Below are 22,127 nucleotides of genomic sequence, written 5' to 3'. Positions count from 1 at the left end.
GCACTTAGTCTACATTAATAAACTAAGTGCAATTTACTCATTTATTATCACACACCTTGCAGCCTTTCACTTTACCAAATTTAAACTCTTGAGTTTGGCTGGTCATAGCATCTACCATTAAAATTTTACCTTCAAGAGGGTTACCTACATTCATTAAAATTTTAAGTGTTTCTAATGCTTGAAATGAGCCAATAATGCCCACTAAAGGTGCGAAAATGCCTGACTCAACACAACTTAAAGACTGTTCACCAAAACGATGGCTAAAGCAATGGTAACAAGGTGAATTATCAGTCATAGTAAAGCTGGTAATTTGACCTTCCATGCGAATTGCAGCGCCCGAAATTAAAGGTGTTTTAGTGCTAAAGCAAGCTGAATTAATCATTTCTCGTGTAGATAGGTTATCTGTGCAGTCTACAACAATATCGTGCTTTTCGATTAAAGTTTGTAATTGATCAAAATTAAGTTTTTCATTTATAGTTTGTATATCACATTCACTATTAATTGCCTTTAAACTGGCTTTTGCAGAATCAACCTTGCTCTTACCCACATCAGCTTCGGTATGTAAAATTTGTCTTTGAAGATTAGTCACTTCGACAGTATCAAAATCAACTAAAGTTAATTGACCGATACCAGAACTTGCTAAAAATGGTGTACAACTACATCCCAATCCCCCTAAACCAATCAATAAAACTTTACTATTGAGTAATTTTTCTTGGCCTTCAAAATCAATTGCAGGAATAAGCACATGGCGACAATAACGAAGAGATTGTTGTTCTGATAGTTGTTTCATTAAAAAAGCATTTTTTACTAAGGCGATGCAGTATAGTAAACAATTATAAAAAGAGATAAATCATTTATTAATTTTTATTGCTGAATATATAACTTAAATCAAAATATGTTAAATAAATTAAATGAAATAACGTAATCTACGCCCACATAAAGTTGTATTATTTGGGGCGTAAATGACATTTTCATAACCTTTTATGGGTTATCTTATTAAGTGGTTAATTTGATACATTCTCTATCACCATTGCAATTCCTTGCCCAACGCCAATACACATAGTACATAAGGCATATTTTTTACCCGTTCTTTTTAACTGATACATAGCTGTTGTCACTAAACGCGCACCACTCATACCAAGAGGATGCCCAAGGGCAATGGCGCCACCTTGAGGGTTGATCCTTGGATCATCATCTTTTAGCCCCAATTCTCGCGAGCATGCCAAAGCTTGTGCAGCAAAAGCTTCATTAAGTTCAATAATATCCATATCATCTAAAGATAAATTTAAACGTTTCAATAATTTTTTTGTAGCAGGTACAGGGCCTATTCCCATAATTCTAGGTGGAACACCTGTTACAGTCATGCCTAAAATTTTCGCGATTGGTGTTAAGCCATTTTGATCAGCCGCTTCTTTAGATGCTATCAATAATGCAGCCGCACCATCGTTAATACCTGATGCATTACCCGCCGTAATAGTGCCATCAGTTTTAACAAAGGGTTTGAGTTTTGCCAACTTTTCTGTCGTTGATAATCTCGGATGTTCATCCGTCGAAAAAATAAGAGCGTCTTGTTTTTTTTGAGGAATTTCTACAGCAATGATTTCATCATTAAACAATCCCATTTCTTGTGCTGAGGCTGTTTTTTCCTGACTCCAAGCAGAAAAGTTATCTTGATCAATTCGACTAATACCAAATTCTTCGGCTAAATTTTCAGCTGTTTTTGGCATCGTTTCTGTGCCATAGGTTTTATCTAGTTTTTTATTGATAAAACGCCAACCCATAGTGGTATCAAACATTTCTTGATTACGTGCAAATGGTGACTCAGATTTACCCATCACAAAAGGTGCACGAGTCATGGATTCAGCGCCACCGGCTAAAATTAAATCAGCTTCACCTGAACGAATAGCCTGCATTGCGATACCCACAGCATTTAAACCAGAACCACACAAACGGTTTAAAGTTGTCGCAGGCACTTCAACAGGTATGCCCGCTAATAAAGTTGCCATGCGTGCAATATTACGATTATCTTCACCCGCTTGATTGGCACACCCTAGGATGACATCATCTACTTTTGAAAAATCGCACTGCGGATTTCGTTCCATCAAAGCTTTTAAAGGCAGAGCAGCTAGGTCATCGGCTCTTATGCTGCTAAGTGTGCCACCAAAACGACCGATAGGCGTACGAACAGCATCACAAATAAATACATCTTTCATTTTATTACCTATTTTAAACCTAAGATTTTAAGCTGGGGATTTGTTTTAAAACTTTAATGAATCCACTTTCAAGAACATTACAAAGTATTAAAATTTCTTTTTCAGTCATCACAGTAGATAACATGGCTGAGCAGGTATTGATCAACATAATGCCATTTTCAGTACTATGTGCTAACAATATTTTAAGTGCTGCATTCTCTTGTGCACTCATAAATGCATCGCGGTAATTTGTTGGTACTTTTGCTTTTAAATGCACACGTAGCATGGAACCTGCGCCAGTAACACATGCTTTGATCCCTACTTTTTTAATAGAGAGCCTAATCTTTTCACGGGCAAAGTCACCTAATGCATTTATTTTTTCAACCGCATTGTGATCAAATAATTTCATTGCAGTTAAACCTGCAACCATAGTGACTGGATTAGCTGAAAAAGTACCTGAATGAGGTAGTAACACTTTTGGTTGAGTCGGATCTAAAACGGACATAACATCACTTCTACCTGCAAAAGCTCCAACAGGAAAACCGCCGCCTATCATTTTCCCCATGGCCGTTAAATCAGGTGATACTTTATATCTTTGTTGTGCACCCGAAAATCCAACTCTAAAAGTGATCACTTCATCAAATAACAGTAAAGCTTTTTGCTTTCGAGTCCACTCATATAACGCTTCTACAAAGTCATCATTCGCAGGAACCATACCAACACGGTGTGATACTGGGTCTAGTAAAATGGCTGCAATGTCACCTGTGTGTTTATCTAATATTTCAAGTGCTTTTGGTATATCGTTATACGGAATGATAATGACATCGTCTAAGGCTTTTTCTGGCGTACCATAGGCTACAGGCACAGAGTTAGGCTTATCCTCTTGACCCCAATTGTTTGGGTTTGCTGTTTGGCTCACTTCGGCGTAATCATAAGCACCATGATAAGCACCTTCTACCTTAGCTATCTTTGCTTTACCTGTGAAAGCCCGTGCTGATTTTATCATTGCCATTACAGCTTCAGTGCCTGAATTTACAAAACGAATTTTTTCAAACCCAGGGACTCGAGAACATAGCAGTTCTGCATATTGCACTTCAACTTCACTTGCCATAGTAAATGCAGTGCCTTTTTGCACTTGTTCAACAATTGCCTTTGTTACAATTGGATGAGCATGACCATGGATAAGTGAAGCCATATTATTTGCAAAATCAATATATTGCTTGCCATTTATATCAGTGACTATGCATCCTTCACCTTTTTCAACATAATCAGGGTGGGGCAATTTAAAAATTGTATTACGACTAATGCCACCTGGCAGTACTTTTTTAGCACGCTCAAATAATGCTGCGCTTTTATTTATTTGAGAATTTTGTGGCTTATTTGATATTTCAATAATAGGTTCAGCTAAGTGATCGATCATAGTATTTACTCTTTATTGGCTAAACGTGAATCTATTAAATTTGCTGCTGTTTTAACTTTTACAGTTTCAAAATCAACACCTGGAGCAAGTTCAAGCAGTTCAAACCCTTTGTTGGTTACTTCAATAACAGCTAAGTCGGTATAAATTCGATTAACAACACCTTGACCTGTAAGAGGGAAGCTGCATTGTTCTAATAACTTAGGTTCACCATTTTTAGTCACATGCTGAGTAATAATAAATATTGTTTTAACACCCGCAACTAAATCCATTGCACCGCCAACCGCGGGGATTGCATTTTTGGAACCCGTAGACCAGTTAGCCAAATCACCATTTTGTGCCACTTGCATAGCACCTAAAACACAAATATCTATATGCTGCCCACGGATCATGGCAAAACTATCACCGTGATGAAAATATGCAGCACCTTTAATGGCTGTAACTGCTTTTTTACCGGCATTAATCAATTCAGGATCTTCACAGCCCACCTCAGGTGTAGGCCCCATACCTAATAAACCATTTTCTGTATGGTAGATAACTTCTCGACCAGAGGGGACATATTTGGCAACTTGCTCTGGTATACCTATGCCTAAATTAACATATGAACCATCAGGAATATCTTGCGCAGCGCGTTGCGCCATTTGACTGCGATCCCAGCCAGTTTGTTTATTTTCAATGATATGATTCATGGGTAAGATACTCCCTTGGCAATTAACTTTGACTCTTGCATTGGATTTGAAACTGTTACAATGCGATTAACAAAAATGCCTGGTGTTATCACGTGTTCTGCATCAATTTCTCCCACTTCAACTTGATTTGAAGTTTGCACTATCGTGGTAGTTGCTGCCATGGCCATAATAGGTGCAAAGTTACGGGCAGTTTTATTAAACGTTAGGTTGCCATATCTATCCGCTTGATGCGCTTTAATTAATGAAAAGTCAGCCGTTATGGCTTTTTCTAATACATATTGTTTACCAGAAAATGCGGCTTCATCAAAAGTACGATGCTCTTTTGTATCAGCTAAAACAGTACCAACAGAAGTTGCAGTATAAAATCCAGGAATACCTGCACCACCAGCACGAATACGCTCAGCTAATGTGCCTTGCGGTACTAACTCTAATTCAATTTTACCCGCTGTATATAAGTCAGGAAAAACCGTTGAGTTTGCAGTGCGTGGAAAAGAACAGATCATTTTTCCAACTTGACCATTTTCAATTAACGCAGCTAACCCTACATGACCACTGCCAGTATTGTTATTGATCACGGTTAAGTTTTTTGCACCTTGATCTATTAAAGCATGGATCAACTCAATCGGGCTGCCAGCTTCACCAAAACCACCTATCATCACAGTTGCGCCATCAAAGATATCTACAACAGCATCTTTCACACTAGGGATGTATTTATTTATCATTTTGAACTTCCAAAAATGAGGTTATTTACAAATTACATAAAATGAGCGCGAATTAATTCGCGCCTATGGTCTAATTAAGTTTTTTAGCTAAAGCAGCAGCTAAGTCATGTTCTATTTGTTTTAGCTCATCAGCAAAGAAGTACTTTTCAGTATCAAATGGTGTTAAAAAATCTATGGTATTTTCAGTTTCATTATATTTGGCATGAAAAACACGATCCATCCATTGCATATTTCGCGCTTCTGTAAACTTAAGCGCAAAACATTTTTCACCATCAATAACGGATGTACCAAGAATAGCCAACTTACCCGCAGAAATAGTCATAGATATGTGGCGAGATGGGCGGTTGATTGATGCTAATGATCGATACACTAAGTTAAATACTTTTTCTATATCAGCCAGTGGTGCTGTGTAATAATGATGTTCACCTGTTGGACGAGCACAATACATTGAATGAAAACCCACACACATCATGCCTAGTATTTCAGCCAAATCTATCCAGTTTCGGGCTGACTTTTCAATATCAACCTGGTTATTATCATCCATAAATAAACTAATATGATTCATAATTGGGCTTTGTGAGCGAATATTAACACCATGATTTTGCAAGCGGCGAATAGCAGCAATGGTACTTGGATTTAGTAATTCACGAGGGGTTGAAAAGTGTGCCATCCACGCAAGTTGAATGCCATTATCACGTAGTAAATCAAACACTTCTAGCATTCCATCATATTTTTCACTTAAAATCATTTCAGGCTGAAAAGTAAGAGAACGTGTTGCTAGGCGAACATTTTTAACATGCAATAAACTAGGATCTTCAATCAAAGGCATAATGTATTGTTTTAAACGACTCGCTGGCATATAGCCGCCATCACCACCTGTGATCAATAAATCTGTGATTTCTGGGTGCAAACGAACATAATCATGAATTTGCTTAATATCTTTTTGGATAAACATATCTTCATCACCACGAACTTGTGCATGGCGAAAACAATAAGTACAAAATGAAAAACAATTTTGTGTCGTTTTATCAAAAATCAACTGGCATTGTGGGTACTTGTGTTGTGAACCATCTAAAAACTCAATTTCACCTTCATCGTTTTCAAACCAAGGCTTATTAAGTTGCTGATTACCATCATGCGGATTTGTAAGTTCGGTATAATCTATTGCGACTTGCGTACGTGCTTTGGCATCTTTTGCATCTATATATTTTTGCGTTGTTTCATCATTAATCATTTTTGGTTGAGGAAAAACCAATTGAAACACTGAATCTGTTGGATAGTCATCCCAATTAATACTGTTAAGTGAATGTCGTGTTGCTAAAAATCGGTATACTTCGACAAAAAATTCACGCTCTACAATATGACCTATATCTATACCATTATTATTTAATATGGCACACACTTCTCTAAATCCAGATAAACCAGAATAATGCTCTTTATCATTGAATAAAAAAGGCTGAGTTTCTAAAAAACCTGAATGTTGTGGATATGATGCATGTAAACGGCTTAATAAACCGCAAGGTAATAAGTTTTCTTTATTTATAGTACTGATAATTTCTTCACAATAGCCGTAACGCTGCATGGTTTCATTAATATTTTTTTGTGATACCACCAGATGTTTTGTTTTTTTTATAGATGTATTTTCTGGCATTACTTTAATTGCAATGTTGCTTGAACCTTGATTATCACTCATTGTATCGCCCAATTTGATGTCAGTGTGTTTTTTAACCTTATTACTTGTAGGGCTTTGTGAGAAATACTTAATTTTTATGCAAGCTATAGTTAAAAACTATAGCTTGATCTAGATCAAACTATTTAAATGAGTGTGGGATATTCTTAAATTTGTCTCAGTCCAGTATATTGAATTAAAGAATGGAATTAAGAACACTCAAATATTTTCAAGCTGTATATGAACATGGAAGTGTCAGTGCTGCCGCGAGAAATTGTTTTGTTTCCCAACCTTCAATCACGACTGCAATCAAACAATTAGAAGAGACTTTATCAACAAAGCTTTTCAACCGCCATGCTCGTGGAGTTGCACCAACTGCTGCTGCGCAAAAACTTTACCCTTTAGCAAAAGAAATGGGGCAGAACAGTAAAACAATTCTAAATTTATTTGCTGATGGACCAACTCCTGTTCCTTTACGCTTGGGTATAATGCGTTCATTAGGTGCCAAACGTATGAGCCACCTTTTGACTAAACTCACTGATAAAATAGATAATTTAGAAATTACTTTAGTTGACCCTCATGAAACTTGTGATGCCCGAGTCGTTTTATCACAATCTGTAAATGCTAACGAAAGTTTTGTTCCAATTTGGACTGATACATATGAATTAGCCTTACCTAAAGCTTGGTCACTAGCTAAAACGTCTCATATTACAATTAATGATTTATCTGATTTACCTTTCATAAATCGCACTCCTTGTGATGCATTAGACAAATTAAAAGTCCAATTAACGGCACAGGATATTCAATTTCAAACTAGGGCTAATATCAGAACAATAGAATATGCGTGGCAATTAGTCAGTGCTGGTGTTGGTGCAGCTTTGCTTCCTACTTGGCATGAAATTTTGGAAGCGAACGCCGTGATATTTAAACCTATACAAAATATGAACTTATTTAAAGACATAGGCTTGGCTTATACAACTGAAAGAAAAGAAGATCCCTTAATATCAACTTTAGTTGATATTTGTTAATTAATTTAAAAACTATGTTACTAATTCTTTAACCTGACAACTCAACCTCACATAAAGTTCAAAATTTTTATAATTTTTTTTAAAAAGTTGATTTTAATCAATTTCTGACCTACAAATAAGCGTATCTTTAGCGCCAACAAAGTAATTACAACATTAAGTAGCAAGTCAACTAAGTAGGTGATTAAAATGAAAAAAGCAATTTTCAGCATATCTAAAATAGTTTTAGCACTTTCAAGTGTTTTAGGTGTTAGTCAAATAGCCTTGGCTGATTCTGGTTCATCTGTGACAAATGCTGTTGCAGAGGGAACAGTTAAAATCAACATGCGCGCACGATATGAAAATGTTGATCAAGATAACGCAAGCAAAGATGCTAATGCAGGTACATTACGTACACGCTTAACTTACAGAACCGCAGATTTTAAAGGTTTTAATGTACTTGCTGAAGTTGATAACGTTACTGCAACTGGCCAATATAATAGTACAGATAATGGTAAAGGTGCGTATTCTGTTGTTGCAGATCCTGAAGGTACAGATGTTAATCAAATTTCATTAAATTACAAGAATGGCGGTTTGAAAGCGACTTTTGGCCGTCAACGTATTTTACATAATGGACAACGTTTTGTAGGTGGAGTAGGCTGGCGTCAAAATGAGCAAACTTATGATGGATACCGTTTACAATATGCTGTAAATAAATCTCTTAACTTTGATTATTCTTATATTTACAATATTAACCGTATTTTTGGTAACTCATCTGGCAAACCAGATATGAGAGGCGCATTTCAGTTAGCGACAGTAAATTACAAGTTTAATAAAGCACACAAGATAACGGGTTTTGTATATGACTTAGATTATGACATGTCGGCAAACTCATCAACCCAAACATTAGGTTTTGATTATAATGGTAAATTTGGTGGCTTAAAATTACACGCAAGCTATGCGAGCCAATCAGATACAGCAGATAGTTTAAAAGATTTTAGTGCTGATTATTACGCCCTTGATGCAAGCTTTAAGGTCAGCTCCATTACACTTAAAGCGGGTATTGAAAGTTTAGGCAGCGATAATGGCGTTGCATTTTCAACACCTTTAGCAACTCTGCATAAGTTTCAAGGTTTTGCCGATTTATTCTTAGGTACGCCAAGCGCTGGTATTGAAGATATCTTTGCTGGCATTGCAACTAAAATTGGTCCTGTCGCAGTGAGTGCTACTTATCATGATTTCAGCTCAGATGTAGATAGCATAGATTATGGTTCTGAAATTGATTTAACCGCAAAATACAAATTCAGCAAAAAAGTGACTGGTTTAATAAAATATGCCGATTACAGTGCTGATGATCATGGCGTAGATACAAGTAAACTTTGGCTTATGGTAAATGTAAATTTCTAGGCTAGAAATATACAGACATCATGCAACTAAAGGGCTCATATTTTGAGCCTTTTATGATTTAAATCATAAATATTTCACTTACACAAAAACCAGCTAGCTTTATTCGTTCAGTATCTTTATATTAAACATAAGATTTTAACAACTCCGAGCTTTAATGCCTTCGTTCAAAAAATTGTTCAAGGGGTTAATGCCGTGACTACTTAAGCTTCATAGCAAAGTAAGTCACCAGGGTTTAAAGAGAAATTTTTAAACCTCCCACTATTTGGAAAGGTGTTGACATGTTACAAGACCCTCAAGGGCGTAAATTTAGTTATTTACGTCTGTCAATTACAGATCTATGTAATTATCGTTGCAATTACTGTTTGCCCGATGGTTATAGCTGCGACAGCAAACCCGACTATTTATCACTTGATGAAATACAAAGTGTTGTATCGTCTTTTGCGCGTCACGGTATCAATAAAATTAGGATCACTGGTGGCGAGCCAAGCTTGCGACGGGACTTACCTGAAATAATTACAGCGATAAAAGAGACTCCAGGAATAGAAAAAGTCGCACTCACAACCAATGCACATCAACTAGACCGTAAAATTCAAACTTGGGCTGATTGCGGTTTAGACGCTATTAATATTAGTTGTGATAGCCTAGATCCACGCATGATGAAAGCGATTATAGGGCGCGATAACTTGGCTGAAATGATGGCAGGTATAGATTTGGCTCTAAAAAGCAAAATTAAACAAGTTAAAATTAATACAGTTTTATTAAAACAATATAACTATAAGCAATTAGATCATCTTATAGAATGGGTAAAAGAAACACCTATTTCATTACGCTTTATTGAATTAATGCAAACTGTTGATAATACAGAGTACTTTAAACAAAACCATGTCAGTGCAGATGAAATTGGTCAGCGTCTAGAGAATAGCGGTTGGGCGCAAATTTTACGTGGCAAAAATGCAGGCCCAGCAAAGGAGTTTTGTCATCCTGAATATAATGGTCACATTGGTTTTATAGCGCCTTACAGCAAAGATTTTTGTGCCTCTTGTAATCGTCTACGTATTTCTGCTATTGGTAAATTGCACTTATGTTTATTTGGTGAATCTGGTTACAATTTACGTGATCTAATGGTAAAAGGTCGCGAAACAGAACTTGACCAGTTCATTCAAAAAATATTACAAGACAAGCCCGATACGCATTTTTTACATCAAGGTATTTCAGGATCGACAACTGACCTTGCAATGCTTGGAGGCTGATTTATGTCTGAAACACCATCGATTCATTATGGTTTAGTACTTGCTGGTGGCCGTTCATCTAGAATGGGAACAGATAAAGCGTTATTACTTAAAGGTAAAACAAACTTATTGACCGTAGCGAAACATATTTTAGAACACAGTAAATGCACTGAAGTATTAGTGAGTCGAAATCAAGGTGAAGGTATTAAAGACAGATATCAAGACCAAGGACCACTTGCAGGTATTGAAGCTGCTTTAGACCATATTCCCGATAATACCTGGTTAACTATTTTACCCGTTGATATGCCGCTGATCCGTGTACAAGATTTAATACAACTTCAAAATGCAGCCCAACAATCTAACACAGCCGTTTATTTTGAATCTCATATGCTTCCTTGTATCGTAAAAGTAACTAAAGAGCTCAAATTATTTTTACAAGCTGCACTTGATGGAAAATATAAAAACTCAATTTTTGCCATGTTAAAAACGCAAAATGCACACACAATAACACAGGCCGATCCCCTTTATTTAACCAATGCGAATACACCAAGTGACTGGTGCGCAGTTAAAAACTACTTTTAATTAAGGAGCCTTATTATGGGCCACAAAACACAAACACCATTTCAGCCGTTACAAATTGCCGTATTGACTGTTTCTGATACCCGTGATGAATCAAATGATACTTCTGGCGCTGCATTAGTTGACGGGCTACACACTGTTGGTCATGTACTTGCCGATAAAAAAATTGTAATTGATGATATTTATAAAATTCGTGCCATCGTTTCTCAATGGATTGCCTCTGAACATATTCAAGCTGTGATGATCACAGGTGGAACGGGTTTTACTGCTCGAGATTCTACACCTGAGGCACTCATTCCATTATTTGATAAAGAAGTTGATGGTTTTGGTGAGTTATTTCGTCAAGTCTCTTACCAACAAATTGGTACATCAACGATTCAATCTCGTGCGATAGCTGGTATGGCAAATAAAACAGTTATTTTTGCAATGCCTGGTTCAACTAACGCTTGTAAAACTGCATGGAATGATGTCATAAAAGAACAACTAGATGCATCACATCGTCCATGTAATTTTGTACCGCAACTAAAAGCTTCTACAAGTGAACAATGTGAGAGCAGAGGTTAATATGGGCTTTACACATTTAAATGAGCAGGGCGAAGCCAATATGGTTGATGTTACAGAAAAAGCTGTAACGCAACGTATTGCGCGCGCATCAGGGCGTATTTATATGAAACCAGAAACACTTGCGCTTATAAAAGATAATGGTCATAAAAAAGGGGACGTATTACAAGTTGCCCGTATTGCAGGAATTCAAGGCGCTAAGAAGTGCTCAGATCTCATTCCTTTATGTCACCCATTAATGCTCACTAAAGTGCAAGTTGATTTTAGTTTTAATGAGGCTGATAGCTGCATTAATATTACAACCTTAGCAAAGCTAGCTGGACAAACAGGCGTTGAAATGGAAGCTTTGACGGCTGCATCCATTACTGCTTTAACCATTTTTGATATGTGTAAAGCTGTCGACCCAGGTATGCGTATTAGCGACATTAAAGTATTAGAAAAACAAGGTGGAAAATCAGGTCATTTCAAGTTATCTGACTAACCTGATACTGATTTAAAAATAATTTATTTCCCGAAAAGCATTTTTCGGGAAATGATATAAAATTTACCTGAAATAAAGGTTAATAGATGATAAAAGTATTATTTTTTGGTCGTTTACGTGAGTTATTAAATTGCTCAGAAATACAGATAGACGATTTTGAATTAGGCTCAGTTGCGAACCTAAGAGTGTTATTAGCAAAAAAAGGTCCAAAATGGGCGGAGTTTATTGAAGGGAATAATGCATTGGTTGCTGTAAATCAAGATATGGTTGATGAAAGCAGCCAAATAAAAACAGGTGATGAAGTCGCTTTTTTCCCACCAGTGACGGGTGGCTGATTTCATGATTAATGTGCAAGAAGCTGATTTTGATTTAAACAAACAATATACAATGTTACGCGCTAAAGACAACACAGATGGTGCGATTGTTACTTTTATTGGCTTAGTGCGTGATTTTAATCAAGGCCATGATGTAACAGGGTTATTTTTAGAGCACTATCCTGCCATGACACAAAAGTCATTAGAGAAAATTAGTGATAGAGCAAAAAAAAGGTTTAATGTTAATCAACTTGATATCATACACAGAGTGGGTCAACTTAATTTAGGTGATCAAATAGTGTATGTGGGTGTGAGCAGTCCGCATAGAGAAGAAGCATTTTCTTGTGCCCAGTTTGTTATGGACTTTTTAAAAAAAGAAGCCCCTTTTTGGAAAAAAGAAACTCGAAAACAGCACAATAAAGATGTATGGGTAGAGACCAATCAAAAAGATAAAGAAGCACTCAAAAAATGGCAATAATGATTAAAACACCTTATCACCTTTATTAATCTTGTTAAGTTATGTTTTTTATGAGTTAATTCTCTACCATTTGATGTTGAGCTTTATCAAGATACAATAATTAAAAACGACTAAAGAACACGGCTAAGCAATAAACCGAGTTTATATTTAACAGTCTTAACACACACTATTTTAAGGATCGTAGATACAAAGAATGCGAATTAATTTTTTACTGATATCTATCTTTTTGCTTTGTTTTAAAACCTTTGCGACACCACTTAGAGTTGCAGTCGCCAGTAACTTTAAATTACCCTTAAGTGAAATAATCAATCAATATCAAGAAAATACGGGAAATGAGGTTTCTATCTCTTCAGCATCAAGTGGCATTTTATATCAGCAAATAAAAGCAGGTGCCCCTTATGATGTTTTTTTATCTGCTGATGAACTAAGACCTGACTTATTAATAAAGAATGACTTAGCCTATGAGAATTCAAAAGTAATTTATGCTGTTGGCATATTAGCTTTTTATTCTCCCAATAAAAAAGTAATTTTGAATGAACTTAAGCAATCAGACAATGACAAAATTAAGATCTCAATTGCAAATCCATTACATGCACCATATGGCCTAGCAGCTAAAAATATTTTACAAGAATTGTTTCAAAATATAGAAGTATTTAAAGGTACTTTTATCACAAGTAATAATATTGCATCCACATTTCAAATTGTACATTCAGGCAATGCCCCAGCAGGGTTTGTGGCGTTAAGTCATATAATTTCTACTAAGGTGCCAAGACAAGATTATCAAATATTATCCTCAGATAAAGCAAAAGTGCCTCAAGCTGCTGTGATATTAAAGCGTTCTAAAGACAAAGCTGCTGCAAAAAAATTTTTAACCTATCTAAGTTCCCCTGAGGCAATACATCAGATCATTGGATATGGTTATGAAGTGGTAAAACCTATAACAGTTGAAAAAATATGAACTTTGCTTTTGGAAGTACTGAAATAACTGCTTTTTGGTTAACACTAAAGCTAGCACTATCAACCACTCTAATTTTAATGTTGTTTTGCATTCCGCTTGCCTGGTGGTTAGCTAAGAGTAAATCTTGGTTTGCCATGTTAGTTGAATCAATAGTTGCTCTGCCAATTGTACTGCCACCAACGGTTTTAGGTTTTTATTTACTTATTGCATTTTCACCACAAACATTATTAGGTGAACACTATCAGGCATTAACAGGGCAGCAATTGGCATTTTCCTTCTATGGTATTTTATTTGCTTCTCTTATTTACTCCTTACCATTTGCCATTCAGCCCTTACAGGCAACCTTTTCTCAATTAGATAAGCGTTTAATAGAAACTGCACAGTCATTAGGAGCGAGACCTTTAGACTGTTTTATTTCTGTTGTCTTACCTATTTGTAAGAATGGCATTATTAGTGCTGCTTTGTTATGTTTTGCCCACACAGTAGGGGAGTTTGGTGTCATTCTAATGATAGGTGGGAATATACCCGGTGAAACTCAAGTACTATCAATCGCCTTATTTGATGCTGTTGAGTCCTTACAATATGAAAAAGCCCATAATATGGCTGCAGGTTTGTTAATATTTTCCATGGTCATTTTAATTATTATGAATATGCTAAAAAGAGGGCAACAACGTGCTACAGATTGATTGCTCAATAAAGTTAAATCAAAAAATATTTAAATATAAACATCACTTCGAATTAAAAAACCGCTGTATAGGCATTAGCGGTGACTCTGGTTGTGGTAAAACAACTTTATTGCGCATTATTGCAGGTCTTGAGACAAATGCACAAGGTAATATAAAGCTCAATAATGAAGCCTTACAACTCTCGGATGAAAACTTTATTAAACCCGCATTTAAGCGAGATATTGGTTTTGTATTTCAAGATACACGTTTGTTTCCACATTTAACTGTATTAGGTAACTTAAAATATGCATTAAAACGTGCGACTACTGTTAAATTTAGTTTAGAAAAAGTAGTAGAAGCATTCTCTTTAACGCCATTATTACAGCGTAAACCCCTTATGTTATCAGGAGGCGAAAAGCATAGAGTGGCAATTGCACGCGCAATATTAAGCTCTCCTCAATTGCTATTAATGGATGAACCATTAAGTGGTCTAGATTCCGCGCAAAAAGTAGAGCTACTTAAATATTTGAAGTATATAAAAACGCAATTCGATTTATCCATAATTTATGTTTCACATATTGAGGATGAATTAAAAACACTCAGTGATGAAATCATTTATTTAAATTAACAGCGGATTAATTGTATGATGAATTATTGATAAAAATGTTTAATAACTAAAATGACTCCAGCAATAATACAGCTAAAAAACAATAATATTGATTTTAACATTCATGAATATGATCATGATCAAAATGCCACTTCTTTTGGATTAGAAGCCGCTGAAAAATTAGACGCTAACCCAAAACAAATATTTAAAACTTTAGTACTTGAAACAGATAAAAAACAATTAGTTGTTGCAATAGTACCGGTTGAAAGTCAGGTTAACCTAAAAAAGCTGGCCAAAGCATGCAAAGTTAAAAAAGTAATCATGGCAGACAAAGTAAAAGTGCAAAATAGTACAGGGTATATTCTCGGTGGAGTAAGTCCTATAGGGCAAAAAAAGCGACTTCCAACTTTTATTGACAAAAGTGCAGAAGCATTTGATAAGATTTATATCAGTGCTGGTAAACGTGGTTTAGAAATATCACTTTTTCCTAGTGATTTAGTAACTTTATTACAGGCTAGCTTAAGTGAGATCAGAGGTTAACATGTCAAAAATCAGCTCATTATTTTTGCTGTCACTCATTATGTTTTTGATATCTTGTACGCAAGGTCATATCGTATATACCACACCAGATGGTAAACAAAAAAAAGCGTGTGAAACGGAATACACCTGGGCACCTTCAATTGATAAATATGCAGTGGAATATATTTTAAGTTACTGTACTAAGCGGGCTATTGCAAAAGGTTATATGGTTCAAGACAAATCTTTAGTCGATAAAAAATTAACCATAGTACCACCTCCATTTAATAAAAAGTGGACTCACAAACTTGCAAAAGACATGCATAAAGCAGGGAAAATTAATAATAAAGAATATGGTTATCTCATAGCATATCTAGATTTGGGGCATAACAAAGCGCATAAATAACTTACGTTTTAGATATCACAGTTTTGACTATCGCCTTAAATACAAAAATTGATAACAAACTATAACTCTTATTCGCAGTCATTTTTATTTGGTATAAACTTATACCACAGTTTAGTTTTTAGTTAGGCAAAATAATGTCTGAAAGAAAACATATTTTAGTAACCGATGATGAGCCTTTAAATTTAGAATTAATGTCTGAAATATTAGAAGATGATTATCACGTTAGTTGTGTCTCTTCTGGGGCTGAGTGTTTAACATTTCTCAAAGAGAATACTCCCGATGTACTTTTGCTTGATGTTGCTATGCCTAATATGGACGGCTATCAGATATGTAGAGCGATAAAATCTGATCCAAGTCTAGCACTGCCCATTTTATTTGTTTCAGCCCGTGGATCTTTAGAGGAACGGTTATCAGGTTATGAAGCGGGTGGTGATGATTATTTAGTTAAACCATTTGATAACCAAGAACTCCTACTTAAAGTTAAAAGCATGCTGAAGTTTGTACGAAAACAACATGAGTTAAATATTCAACTTAATGAAATTGCAATGATGGCTATGACTAATAGCGGTGAAATAGGCCATCTGCTTAACTTTTTACGACATTCGTTTGAATGTAATGATTTAGACGCATTAACAAAAGCGGTTTTTAGTACATTAAAACAATTTTCATTAAATGGCACACTGCAATATGCCCATTCTGGAAATGTACTTGCCACATTTGATACAAGTGGCATATATAAACCCGTTGAATCTGAATTATTACAAATGACAAAACAACAAGGACGAATTTTTAATCATAATAATCGAAGTATTTTTAATTTTGAAAATTGTTCATTATTAATTAAAAATATGCCTTCTAAACATGATGAAAAGTATGGCAGACTCTTAGATCACTTGTGCATGTTGATGGAAGGGGTGAACTCTCGGGTTACTTCAATTTTAAGACAGCAAATAGTACAAAAAAATTCTGATAACAATAAAGCTTTAATGATAAATACAAAAAAAGGCATTACAAAAATACAGTCTGATTTACAAAAACAAAAAAAAACAGCTATTCGCATCAGCCAAGCATTATTAAACCAACTTGAAACTGACTTATTAGGTTTAGGATTAGATGATGATCAAGAAATTCATATCACAACCTTAGTTGACGATAATGTAACTAAATTAATGAATGTTTATGATGACCATCATGCAATTGAAGACTTTTGCAAGGAAGTGGTCAGTGCATTAGATAAAAATAACGAACCTTAAGTTATTTTATTACTTTAGGCAAAACAATAATAAAACTGACTCCTTGCTCTTTATTGTTTTCAGCATATATAAATCCCTGATGCTTATCTAAAATATCCCTACAAATTGAAAGACCTAAACCAGTTCCTCCCGCTCCAGTGTTGGTTAAACTTGATTGTGAAAACATACAAAAAACATGTTCTAGTTCTTCCTTTGGAATTCCGACTCCTTGATCTGAGACAATTATTTTAATTGCTTTGTCATCATTCGTTAACTCAGTTTCAACTAACGTTATTTTAATTGTACTTAGCTCAGGTGAGAACTTAATAGCATTGGATAATACGTTATAAAATACTTGATGGATCCGCTGCTTATCAATATTTAAAGAAAAATCTAATAGCTGATTATCAAGTTCTATTTTAAGTTTATTTTTTGAAATTAATGAGTCTAATTCTATTAACGTATCGTTTAAAACAACAAGTATTGACTGCTCATAAAAATCAAATTGCATTTTCCCAGCTTCTAATTTAGATAAATCTAATAAGTTATTAAGTAATTTTAATAATCTAGTGCCACTTTCAAAAATACGAACAAAATACTTAAATAGCTTTTCTTTTTCTACTTTATCAATCTTGGTCATCCCTAGTTCAGCAAACCCTAAAATACCTAACATAGGGGTTCTCAGTTCATGAGAGATATTAGCTAAAAAAGCACTTTTAGATTTATTTGTTTCTTCAGCCTCTATTAATGCTGATGTTAACTGTACTTCTTTATATTTAATATCATCACCCATTTCTTTAAACGCATGAAGTAACATTTTAATTTCATCACCATTCATAGGCTGATTTTTAGAAAAGTTGACGTCAGGGCTGAATTCTTCAATTTTCTTTCTTAATTCCACCAAAGGAACAAGAATTTTATTTATTCCTCTCATAACCATAATCATAATCAATGAAAAAAAAATGATTGAACTTAATATTTCATAATACAAGAGCACCTCAAGATCTTCATCAGCTTCTGCTTGAACAATATCGAGCGCTTTTTCAACTTCGGCTAACACCTTTACTTCTAAACTTAATATATGAAGATTAAATATTTTGTCTGAATTTAATTTGTTTGATAAATATAAATTATATTGCACAATATACTCTGTCACATAACCCAAAATGTTTTTTGCAACCTGATATTCCTCATCATCTTCTCCATCAGTATGTAATACATGTTTTTGATATTTTTCGGCTAATTTCGCAAGCTTATTTAACTGCTTTTCATTAGCGTGTGATTGATTTAACCCTATATAAGTTATTTGATGGTCTAACTTAATTAGAATTTTATGATCATTAAATGCATCATTTTTAACATTGATAAACAAACTGGTAAAAACATACACATAAATAAAGGAGATTATTAATAAAATCACAAGCGTCGGCAATAATACTTTACTTCGTAATGACCAGCTATCAAGCTTAAACACCACAATGCTGTACTCTATGAAATAGATTAAAGTATAAGCAGCGAGAGACGCTTTGCCAATCAAGGCAATCATAAATAAATCCAATTTTTTCTATCATTGTACTTTTTAAAGTTATAAAACTTAAAATAGCAAACTACAGTTAAACCACTGAATAATATAACTTAATTAAAAAAGCTCAATTTAAATGATAAAATAATGTTAAAAAAAACCAATAGAGTAATTGATCTAAATCTATTTTTGTGACGTAATAAGGAAAATCAAACTGGTCAGATGAGTAATTTATGAGCCTTAGAACGACATTAAGAAAAGTATTACCTACAATTTCAACAACAGAACAAGAAGCACTAGATGCCGGTGATGTTTGGTTAGAAACTGGTATTTATCAAGGTAAACCTGACTTTAATGGACTAAGATCAATTCCAGTTGCAAAGTTATCATCTGAAGAGCAAGCTTTTCTTGACGGGCCTGTTGCCGAGTTATTAAATATGATTGATGATTTTGAAATTCAAAACAGCGATCATTTACCTAAAGATATATTAGACTTTTTGAAAAAAGAGCGGTTTTTCTCCCTTATCATTCCAAAAGCATATGGCGGGCGCGAATTTAGCCCTTATGCAAACTCAACAATTGTCGGTACCATTTCAACTAAAAGCTCTGGTGTAGCAGTAACAGTTATGGTGCCAAATTCATTAGGACCAGGTGAGTTGTTAATGCATTATGGAACTGATGAGCAACGTGCATTTTGGCTGCCTCGATTAGCAAATGGCACAGATATTCCCTGTTTTGCATTAACGAGCCCAGAAGCAGGCTCTGATGCCGGTGGTATTCCTGATGAAGGTATTGTTACTATGGGCGATTATCAGGGTAAAAGAGTATTAGGCTTAGAAGTTACTTGGGATAAACGTTATATCACTCTTGCGCCAATTGCCACCGTATTAGGTTTAGCATTTAAAGTAAAAGATCCAGAAAAATTATTAAGCCCTGAACAAAACTTAGGGATAACTTGTGCCTTGATCCCTCATGATCACAAAGGCGTAGAGCTTGGCAATCGCCATAAACCTATGGGTGTCAATTTCTATAATGGCACAACTCGAGGAGATAAAGTTTTTATCCCTATGGAGTTCATAATCGGTGGCCAAAAAAATATAGGTAACGGCTGGAAGATGCTTGTGAGTTGTTTAGGTGCTGGTCGTGGTATATCTTTACCTGCGATGGGTGCATCAACGGCTCAGGTGTCATTTAAAAGTGCTGCAGAATATTGTGCTGTACGAGAGCAATTTGGTTTATCTATTGGTCAGTTTGAAGGCATACAAGAGAAACTTGCCGATATTGCAGGCAAAGCATTTTTACAAGAATCTATGCGTGTATTAACCACTGAAGGTTTAGGTATGGGTTTAAAGCCCGCCATAGTGACTGCAATTGCTAAATACCACATGACAGAAATTGGGCGAGATGTTCTTAATTCAGCAATGGATATTCAAGCTGGTAAAGCAATTCAGTTTGGTCCTCAAAATACATTAGCACAAGGCTATATTGCACAACCTATTGGGATCACAGTAGAAGGGGCTAATATTTTAACCCGTAACTTAATGATCTTTGGTCAGGGAGTAATGCGTTGTCATCCATATTTGCAAGACATGGTTGAAACAATTCACAGTGATGCCCCAAAATCTGACGCTAAATTTAATAAAATCTTACGCAATACTGTCGGTTATAGTGTTTCAAACAGTTTGCGATCATTTAGCTTAGGACTTATGCCATTTACGGCAAAAGCCAGCTCTCGATTTTCAGAAGTGCGCCCTTATGAAAAAGCAATTAATAAACTGGCTTCAAAACTTGCTGTTTATGCTGATTTTTCATTATTAGTTTTAGGTGGCAAGCTTAAACAAGCTGAAATGTTATCAGCGCGTTTAGGTGATGTAATGAGTTATTTATATGCTGCGATGGCATCGATCCGTTATTATGAACAAAAAGTAGCTGATGAAAACAAAGTGCAAGCTCAGGCTTATTTTCATTATGCAATACGCTGGTCATTACAACAGGCAGAGCAAGCGTTATTTAAATTTCTAGATAACTTTCCATCCGCGCCATCAAAACATTTTATGAAACTTATTACACTCACTTATAATGAAAAAATGCCAAAAATCAGTGATGATCTAGTACGTGAATTAGCAAAACAAGCACAATTAGATACTCAAATTAAAAAGCAACTCACACATTTAGTTAAAGTAACGCCTAATAGCGGTCATGACATTAATGAACAAGCATATTTAGCGAAACTCGACTGTTTGGATTTATTGGCCAAAGTTAAAAAAGCATTAAAATCTAAAACGATAACATCTGGTACTAAGTTTAACTTTACATTAAACAATGCACTTACAGCTAAAGTGATTACAGAAGGTGAATTAGAAAAATTATTAGATTACAACACTAAACGTGAGCGTGCTATTTCTGTCGATGAATTTGATTTTGATATGAATTTATTAACAAAAGATACAACCGAAGTAGAACGAAAAATAGCTTAAATAATTGTAGATAACAACCCAATCAACAATGTATCAAAACGTCACTGTTTTATAGTGACGTTTTTATTTATCGTTGAAAAATTTATTTTGAAGTCTAGCGTGGAGTCTTGTTAAGGGAATAACAAGGCTTTTTTAATTTTGGATCATTTTAATAAATTCTAGTGAAAAGTTGTAAACGTCACCAGGCCACCTTGCCGATAAATAATTTTTATCTTTAATAAAAAAACCGCGCTTTAGATGTTGCAAGTCATCTTTTAGTAAAGGATTTGGGCCAGTAATAAATTGACTTTGGTTTTTCAATGATTTGATAAGCTCGTCTTGCGTTGTTGTATCAGGATAGGTGAGATAGTAATCTTTTAACCAAAGCCGTGTTGCAAAATATGCTAATAACTCTTGCTTTTTGAGCAATCCAGTGCATTTCAAATCATAAATAACCGACTTATTGGTTTCTGGGTCTATTGTTCTTGCAGGTATCAGTACTCCGTGACAGATAGCAGCCACAGGCTTATTCTCTGTAAAAAATGAAAGCACACAGCTTTTCAATAAATCAGACTCTAAATATTCAATGACACCTTTGTCATGACCACCAGGCAAAAGTAAAGCATCAAATTCTAATGGGTCAATATCTAAATACTTTTTTGGATTTCGAAACTCCTGAGATTTTTGCATTTTAAAAAATGCATTAACCGCATCAGGCTTCGCTTGTAAAATAGATTTAAGCAAACCTAACTTATGACCTGTTAACATAATTTGATCTGTTACAGCCATTTCACCATTTGGTGTACTAAAAGTGATGGATATATTTTCTTGTTTTAATAAAAGCCATGGAATAGCAACTTCAGTAGGATCGCAGCCATAATTAGGCAGAGGAACTAATACTTTAAATGTTTTTGCCATTATAATTATTCTTCATATTAAATGATTCATTTAATATATATAAATACATGAGTTAAGTCTTTAATTTTGATATATGCTATTATTTTCATTGATAAATTTTATGGG

Annotated in this window: 23 protein-coding genes and 1 riboswitch; of the genes, 15 read left to right on the top strand and 8 right to left on the bottom strand. The window is 34.9% G+C overall.

Going from position 1 to position 22,127, the window contains the following annotated elements; all coding sequences use genetic code 11:
- Positions 1-37: 37 nt before the first annotated feature.
- The 6 genes from moeB to BM088_RS05415 all read right to left on the bottom strand — a co-directional run bounded on the left by moeB (position 38) and on the right by BM088_RS05415 (position 6,713).
- Positions 38-790 carry a molybdopterin-synthase adenylyltransferase MoeB gene (gene moeB / locus BM088_RS05440; protein WP_091981198.1) on the bottom strand — a complete coding sequence of 251 codons (753 nt, stop codon included), beginning with the start codon at positions 788-790 and terminating at the stop codon, positions 38-40.
- Between the two features lie 214 nt (positions 791-1,004).
- Positions 1,005-2,213 carry a 3-oxoadipyl-CoA thiolase gene (gene pcaF, locus BM088_RS05435; protein WP_091981194.1) on the bottom strand — a complete coding sequence of 403 codons (1,209 nt, stop codon included), beginning with the start codon at positions 2,211-2,213 and terminating at the stop codon, positions 1,005-1,007.
- Positions 2,214-2,232: 19 nt separating this feature from the next.
- A complete protein-coding gene (locus BM088_RS05430; protein ID WP_091981191.1) occupies positions 2,233-3,612 on the bottom strand; it encodes an aspartate aminotransferase family protein in 1,380 nt (459 codons plus the stop codon).
- A 5-nt stretch (positions 3,613-3,617) separates the two neighbouring features.
- Positions 3,618-4,298, bottom strand: coding sequence for a 3-oxoacid CoA-transferase subunit B (locus tag BM088_RS05425; RefSeq protein ID WP_091981187.1), 681 nt, complete (start codon positions 4,296-4,298; stop codon positions 3,618-3,620).
- Positions 4,295-5,020 (bottom strand): 3-oxoacid CoA-transferase subunit A, encoded by a 726-nt coding sequence (locus BM088_RS05420; RefSeq protein ID WP_091981184.1) that lies wholly within the window; start codon positions 5,018-5,020, stop codon positions 4,295-4,297. The genes BM088_RS05425 and BM088_RS05420 overlap by 4 nt, the downstream gene beginning before the upstream one ends.
- Positions 5,021-5,090: 70 nt before the next feature.
- Positions 5,091-6,713: a hypothetical protein gene (locus tag BM088_RS05415; protein WP_245763760.1), complete on the bottom strand. Its 1,623-nt coding sequence runs from the start codon at positions 6,711-6,713 to the stop codon at positions 5,091-5,093.
- A gap of 179 nt (positions 6,714-6,892) precedes the next feature.
- Here BM088_RS05415 and BM088_RS05410 point away from each other — a divergent pair, with 179 nt between their 5' ends.
- The 14 genes from BM088_RS05410 (at position 6,893) to BM088_RS05345 (ending at position 17,147) form a co-directional block, all read left to right on the top strand.
- Positions 6,893-7,717, top strand: a complete 825-nt coding sequence (locus tag BM088_RS05410; protein ID WP_091981180.1) for a LysR family transcriptional regulator — start codon at positions 6,893-6,895, stop codon at positions 7,715-7,717.
- Between the two features lie 186 nt (positions 7,718-7,903).
- Positions 7,904-9,100: an alginate export family protein gene (locus BM088_RS05405; protein WP_091981177.1), complete on the top strand. Its 1,197-nt coding sequence runs from the start codon at positions 7,904-7,906 to the stop codon at positions 9,098-9,100.
- A 130-nt stretch (positions 9,101-9,230) separates the two neighbouring features.
- A riboswitch (molybdenum cofactor riboswitch) is annotated at positions 9,231-9,389 on the top strand.
- The gene (moaA, locus tag BM088_RS05400) at positions 9,379-10,350 is read left to right on the top strand and encodes a GTP 3',8-cyclase MoaA (protein ID WP_091981173.1); all 972 of its coding nucleotides are present in this window, start codon (positions 9,379-9,381) and stop codon (positions 10,348-10,350) included. (Overlaps the previous riboswitch by 11 nt.)
- Before the next feature lie 3 nt (positions 10,351-10,353).
- Positions 10,354-10,911 carry a molybdenum cofactor guanylyltransferase gene (mobA, locus tag BM088_RS05395; RefSeq protein ID WP_091981169.1) on the top strand — a complete coding sequence of 186 codons (558 nt, stop codon included), beginning with the start codon at positions 10,354-10,356 and terminating at the stop codon, positions 10,909-10,911.
- Positions 10,912-10,926: 15 nt separating this feature from the next.
- Complete coding sequence (gene moaB / locus BM088_RS05390) at positions 10,927-11,472, top strand: molybdenum cofactor biosynthesis protein B (RefSeq protein WP_091981166.1); 546 nt, start codon at positions 10,927-10,929, stop codon at positions 11,470-11,472.
- Position 11,473: 1 nt separating this feature from the next.
- Positions 11,474-11,950, top strand: a complete 477-nt coding sequence (gene moaC / locus BM088_RS05385) for a cyclic pyranopterin monophosphate synthase MoaC (RefSeq protein WP_091981163.1) — start codon at positions 11,474-11,476, stop codon at positions 11,948-11,950.
- Positions 11,951-12,036: 86 nt separating this feature from the next.
- A complete protein-coding gene (gene moaD, locus BM088_RS05380) occupies positions 12,037-12,285 on the top strand; it encodes a molybdopterin converting factor subunit 1 (protein WP_091981159.1) in 249 nt (82 codons plus the stop codon).
- 4 nt (positions 12,286-12,289) lie between these two features.
- Positions 12,290-12,742 (top strand): molybdenum cofactor biosynthesis protein MoaE, encoded by a 453-nt coding sequence (locus BM088_RS05375; protein ID WP_091981156.1) that lies wholly within the window; start codon positions 12,290-12,292, stop codon positions 12,740-12,742.
- A 193-nt stretch (positions 12,743-12,935) separates the two neighbouring features.
- Positions 12,936-13,700 (top strand): molybdate ABC transporter substrate-binding protein, encoded by a 765-nt coding sequence (gene modA / locus BM088_RS05370; RefSeq protein WP_091981152.1) that lies wholly within the window; start codon positions 12,936-12,938, stop codon positions 13,698-13,700.
- Positions 13,697-14,386 carry a molybdate ABC transporter permease subunit gene (gene modB, locus BM088_RS05365; RefSeq protein ID WP_091981149.1) on the top strand — a complete coding sequence of 230 codons (690 nt, stop codon included), beginning with the start codon at positions 13,697-13,699 and terminating at the stop codon, positions 14,384-14,386. Before modA ends, modB begins: the two co-directional genes overlap by 4 nt.
- Positions 14,373-14,993 carry an ATP-binding cassette domain-containing protein gene (locus BM088_RS05360; protein ID WP_091981146.1) on the top strand — a complete coding sequence of 207 codons (621 nt, stop codon included), beginning with the start codon at positions 14,373-14,375 and terminating at the stop codon, positions 14,991-14,993. Before modB ends, BM088_RS05360 begins: the two co-directional genes overlap by 14 nt.
- Before the next feature lie 51 nt (positions 14,994-15,044).
- On the top strand, positions 15,045-15,512 hold the full coding sequence (ybaK, locus tag BM088_RS05355; protein ID WP_091981143.1) for a Cys-tRNA(Pro) deacylase: 468 nt from the start codon (positions 15,045-15,047) through the stop codon (positions 15,510-15,512).
- 1 nt (position 15,513) lies between these two features.
- Positions 15,514-15,894 carry a hypothetical protein gene (locus tag BM088_RS05350; protein ID WP_091981139.1) on the top strand — a complete coding sequence of 127 codons (381 nt, stop codon included), beginning with the start codon at positions 15,514-15,516 and terminating at the stop codon, positions 15,892-15,894.
- A 134-nt stretch (positions 15,895-16,028) separates the two neighbouring features.
- Entirely contained in the window at positions 16,029-17,147 is a 1,119-nt protein-coding gene (locus BM088_RS05345; protein ID WP_091981135.1) for a response regulator transcription factor, read from the top strand.
- Position 17,148: 1 nt separating this feature from the next.
- On the opposite strand, the gene BM088_RS05340 is transcribed toward BM088_RS05345, so the two are convergent.
- On the bottom strand, positions 17,149-18,672 hold the full coding sequence (locus BM088_RS05340; RefSeq protein WP_091981131.1) for a sensor histidine kinase: 1,524 nt from the start codon (positions 18,670-18,672) through the stop codon (positions 17,149-17,151).
- Positions 18,673-18,881: 209 nt separating this feature from the next.
- Here BM088_RS05340 and BM088_RS05335 point away from each other — a divergent pair, with 209 nt between their 5' ends.
- Positions 18,882-21,125, top strand: coding sequence for an acyl-CoA dehydrogenase (locus BM088_RS05335; protein ID WP_091981128.1), 2,244 nt, complete (start codon positions 18,882-18,884; stop codon positions 21,123-21,125).
- A gap of 132 nt (positions 21,126-21,257) precedes the next feature.
- Here BM088_RS05335 and BM088_RS05330 read toward each other — a convergent pair whose 3' ends face one another.
- Positions 21,258-22,022 carry a type 1 glutamine amidotransferase domain-containing protein gene (locus BM088_RS05330; RefSeq protein ID WP_091981124.1) on the bottom strand — a complete coding sequence of 255 codons (765 nt, stop codon included), beginning with the start codon at positions 22,020-22,022 and terminating at the stop codon, positions 21,258-21,260.
- Positions 22,023-22,127 lie beyond the last annotated feature (105 nt).

Source organism: Pseudoalteromonas denitrificans DSM 6059 (assembly GCF_900112265.1).
Lineage (GTDB): Bacteria > Pseudomonadota > Gammaproteobacteria > Enterobacterales > Alteromonadaceae > Pseudoalteromonas > Pseudoalteromonas denitrificans.
The sequence above is the reverse complement of the archived record's forward strand: the minus strand, read 5'-3'. Positions and strand labels throughout refer to the sequence as shown.

What these genes read in the sequence shown, in the direction of transcription:
- modA (WP_091981152.1), top strand. Translation starts at nt 12,936, where the DNA reads ATGCGAATTAATTTTTTACTGATATCTATCTTTTTGCTTTGTTTTAAA.
- modB (WP_091981149.1), top strand. Translation starts at nt 13,697, where the DNA reads ATGAACTTTGCTTTTGGAAGTACTGAAATAACTGCTTTTTGGTTAACA.
- BM088_RS05375 (WP_091981156.1), top strand. Translation starts at nt 12,290, where the DNA reads ATGATTAATGTGCAAGAAGCTGATTTTGATTTAAACAAACAATATACA.
- BM088_RS05430 (WP_091981191.1), bottom strand. Translation starts at nt 3,612, where the DNA reads ATGATCGATCACTTAGCTGAACCTATTATTGAAATATCAAATAAGCCA.
- BM088_RS05425 (WP_091981187.1), bottom strand. Translation starts at nt 4,298, where the DNA reads ATGAATCATATCATTGAAAATAAACAAACTGGCTGGGATCGCAGTCAA.
- BM088_RS05405 (WP_091981177.1), top strand. Translation starts at nt 7,904, where the DNA reads ATGAAAAAAGCAATTTTCAGCATATCTAAAATAGTTTTAGCACTTTCA.
- BM088_RS05335 (WP_091981128.1), top strand. Translation starts at nt 18,882, where the DNA reads ATGAGCCTTAGAACGACATTAAGAAAAGTATTACCTACAATTTCAACA.
- BM088_RS05415 (WP_245763760.1), bottom strand. Translation starts at nt 6,713, where the DNA reads ATGAGTGATAATCAAGGTTCAAGCAACATTGCAATTAAAGTAATGCCA.
- BM088_RS05350 (WP_091981139.1), top strand. Translation starts at nt 15,514, where the DNA reads ATGTCAAAAATCAGCTCATTATTTTTGCTGTCACTCATTATGTTTTTG.
- moeB (WP_091981198.1), bottom strand. Translation starts at nt 790, where the DNA reads ATGAAACAACTATCAGAACAACAATCTCTTCGTTATTGTCGCCATGTG.
- BM088_RS05420 (WP_091981184.1), bottom strand. Translation starts at nt 5,020, where the DNA reads ATGATAAATAAATACATCCCTAGTGTGAAAGATGCTGTTGTAGATATC.
- moaB (WP_091981166.1), top strand. Translation starts at nt 10,927, where the DNA reads ATGGGCCACAAAACACAAACACCATTTCAGCCGTTACAAATTGCCGTA.
- moaD (WP_091981159.1), top strand. Translation starts at nt 12,037, where the DNA reads ATGATAAAAGTATTATTTTTTGGTCGTTTACGTGAGTTATTAAATTGC.
- ybaK (WP_091981143.1), top strand. Translation starts at nt 15,045, where the DNA reads ATGACTCCAGCAATAATACAGCTAAAAAACAATAATATTGATTTTAAC.
- BM088_RS05345 (WP_091981135.1), top strand. Translation starts at nt 16,029, where the DNA reads ATGTCTGAAAGAAAACATATTTTAGTAACCGATGATGAGCCTTTAAAT.
- BM088_RS05330 (WP_091981124.1), bottom strand. Translation starts at nt 22,022, where the DNA reads ATGGCAAAAACATTTAAAGTATTAGTTCCTCTGCCTAATTATGGCTGC.
- pcaF (WP_091981194.1), bottom strand. Translation starts at nt 2,213, where the DNA reads ATGAAAGATGTATTTATTTGTGATGCTGTTCGTACGCCTATCGGTCGT.
- moaC (WP_091981163.1), top strand. Translation starts at nt 11,474, where the DNA reads ATGGGCTTTACACATTTAAATGAGCAGGGCGAAGCCAATATGGTTGAT.
- mobA (WP_091981169.1), top strand. Translation starts at nt 10,354, where the DNA reads ATGTCTGAAACACCATCGATTCATTATGGTTTAGTACTTGCTGGTGGC.
- BM088_RS05410 (WP_091981180.1), top strand. Translation starts at nt 6,893, where the DNA reads ATGGAATTAAGAACACTCAAATATTTTCAAGCTGTATATGAACATGGA.
- moaA (WP_091981173.1), top strand. Translation starts at nt 9,379, where the DNA reads ATGTTACAAGACCCTCAAGGGCGTAAATTTAGTTATTTACGTCTGTCA.
- BM088_RS05340 (WP_091981131.1), bottom strand. Translation starts at nt 18,672, where the DNA reads ATGATTGCCTTGATTGGCAAAGCGTCTCTCGCTGCTTATACTTTAATC.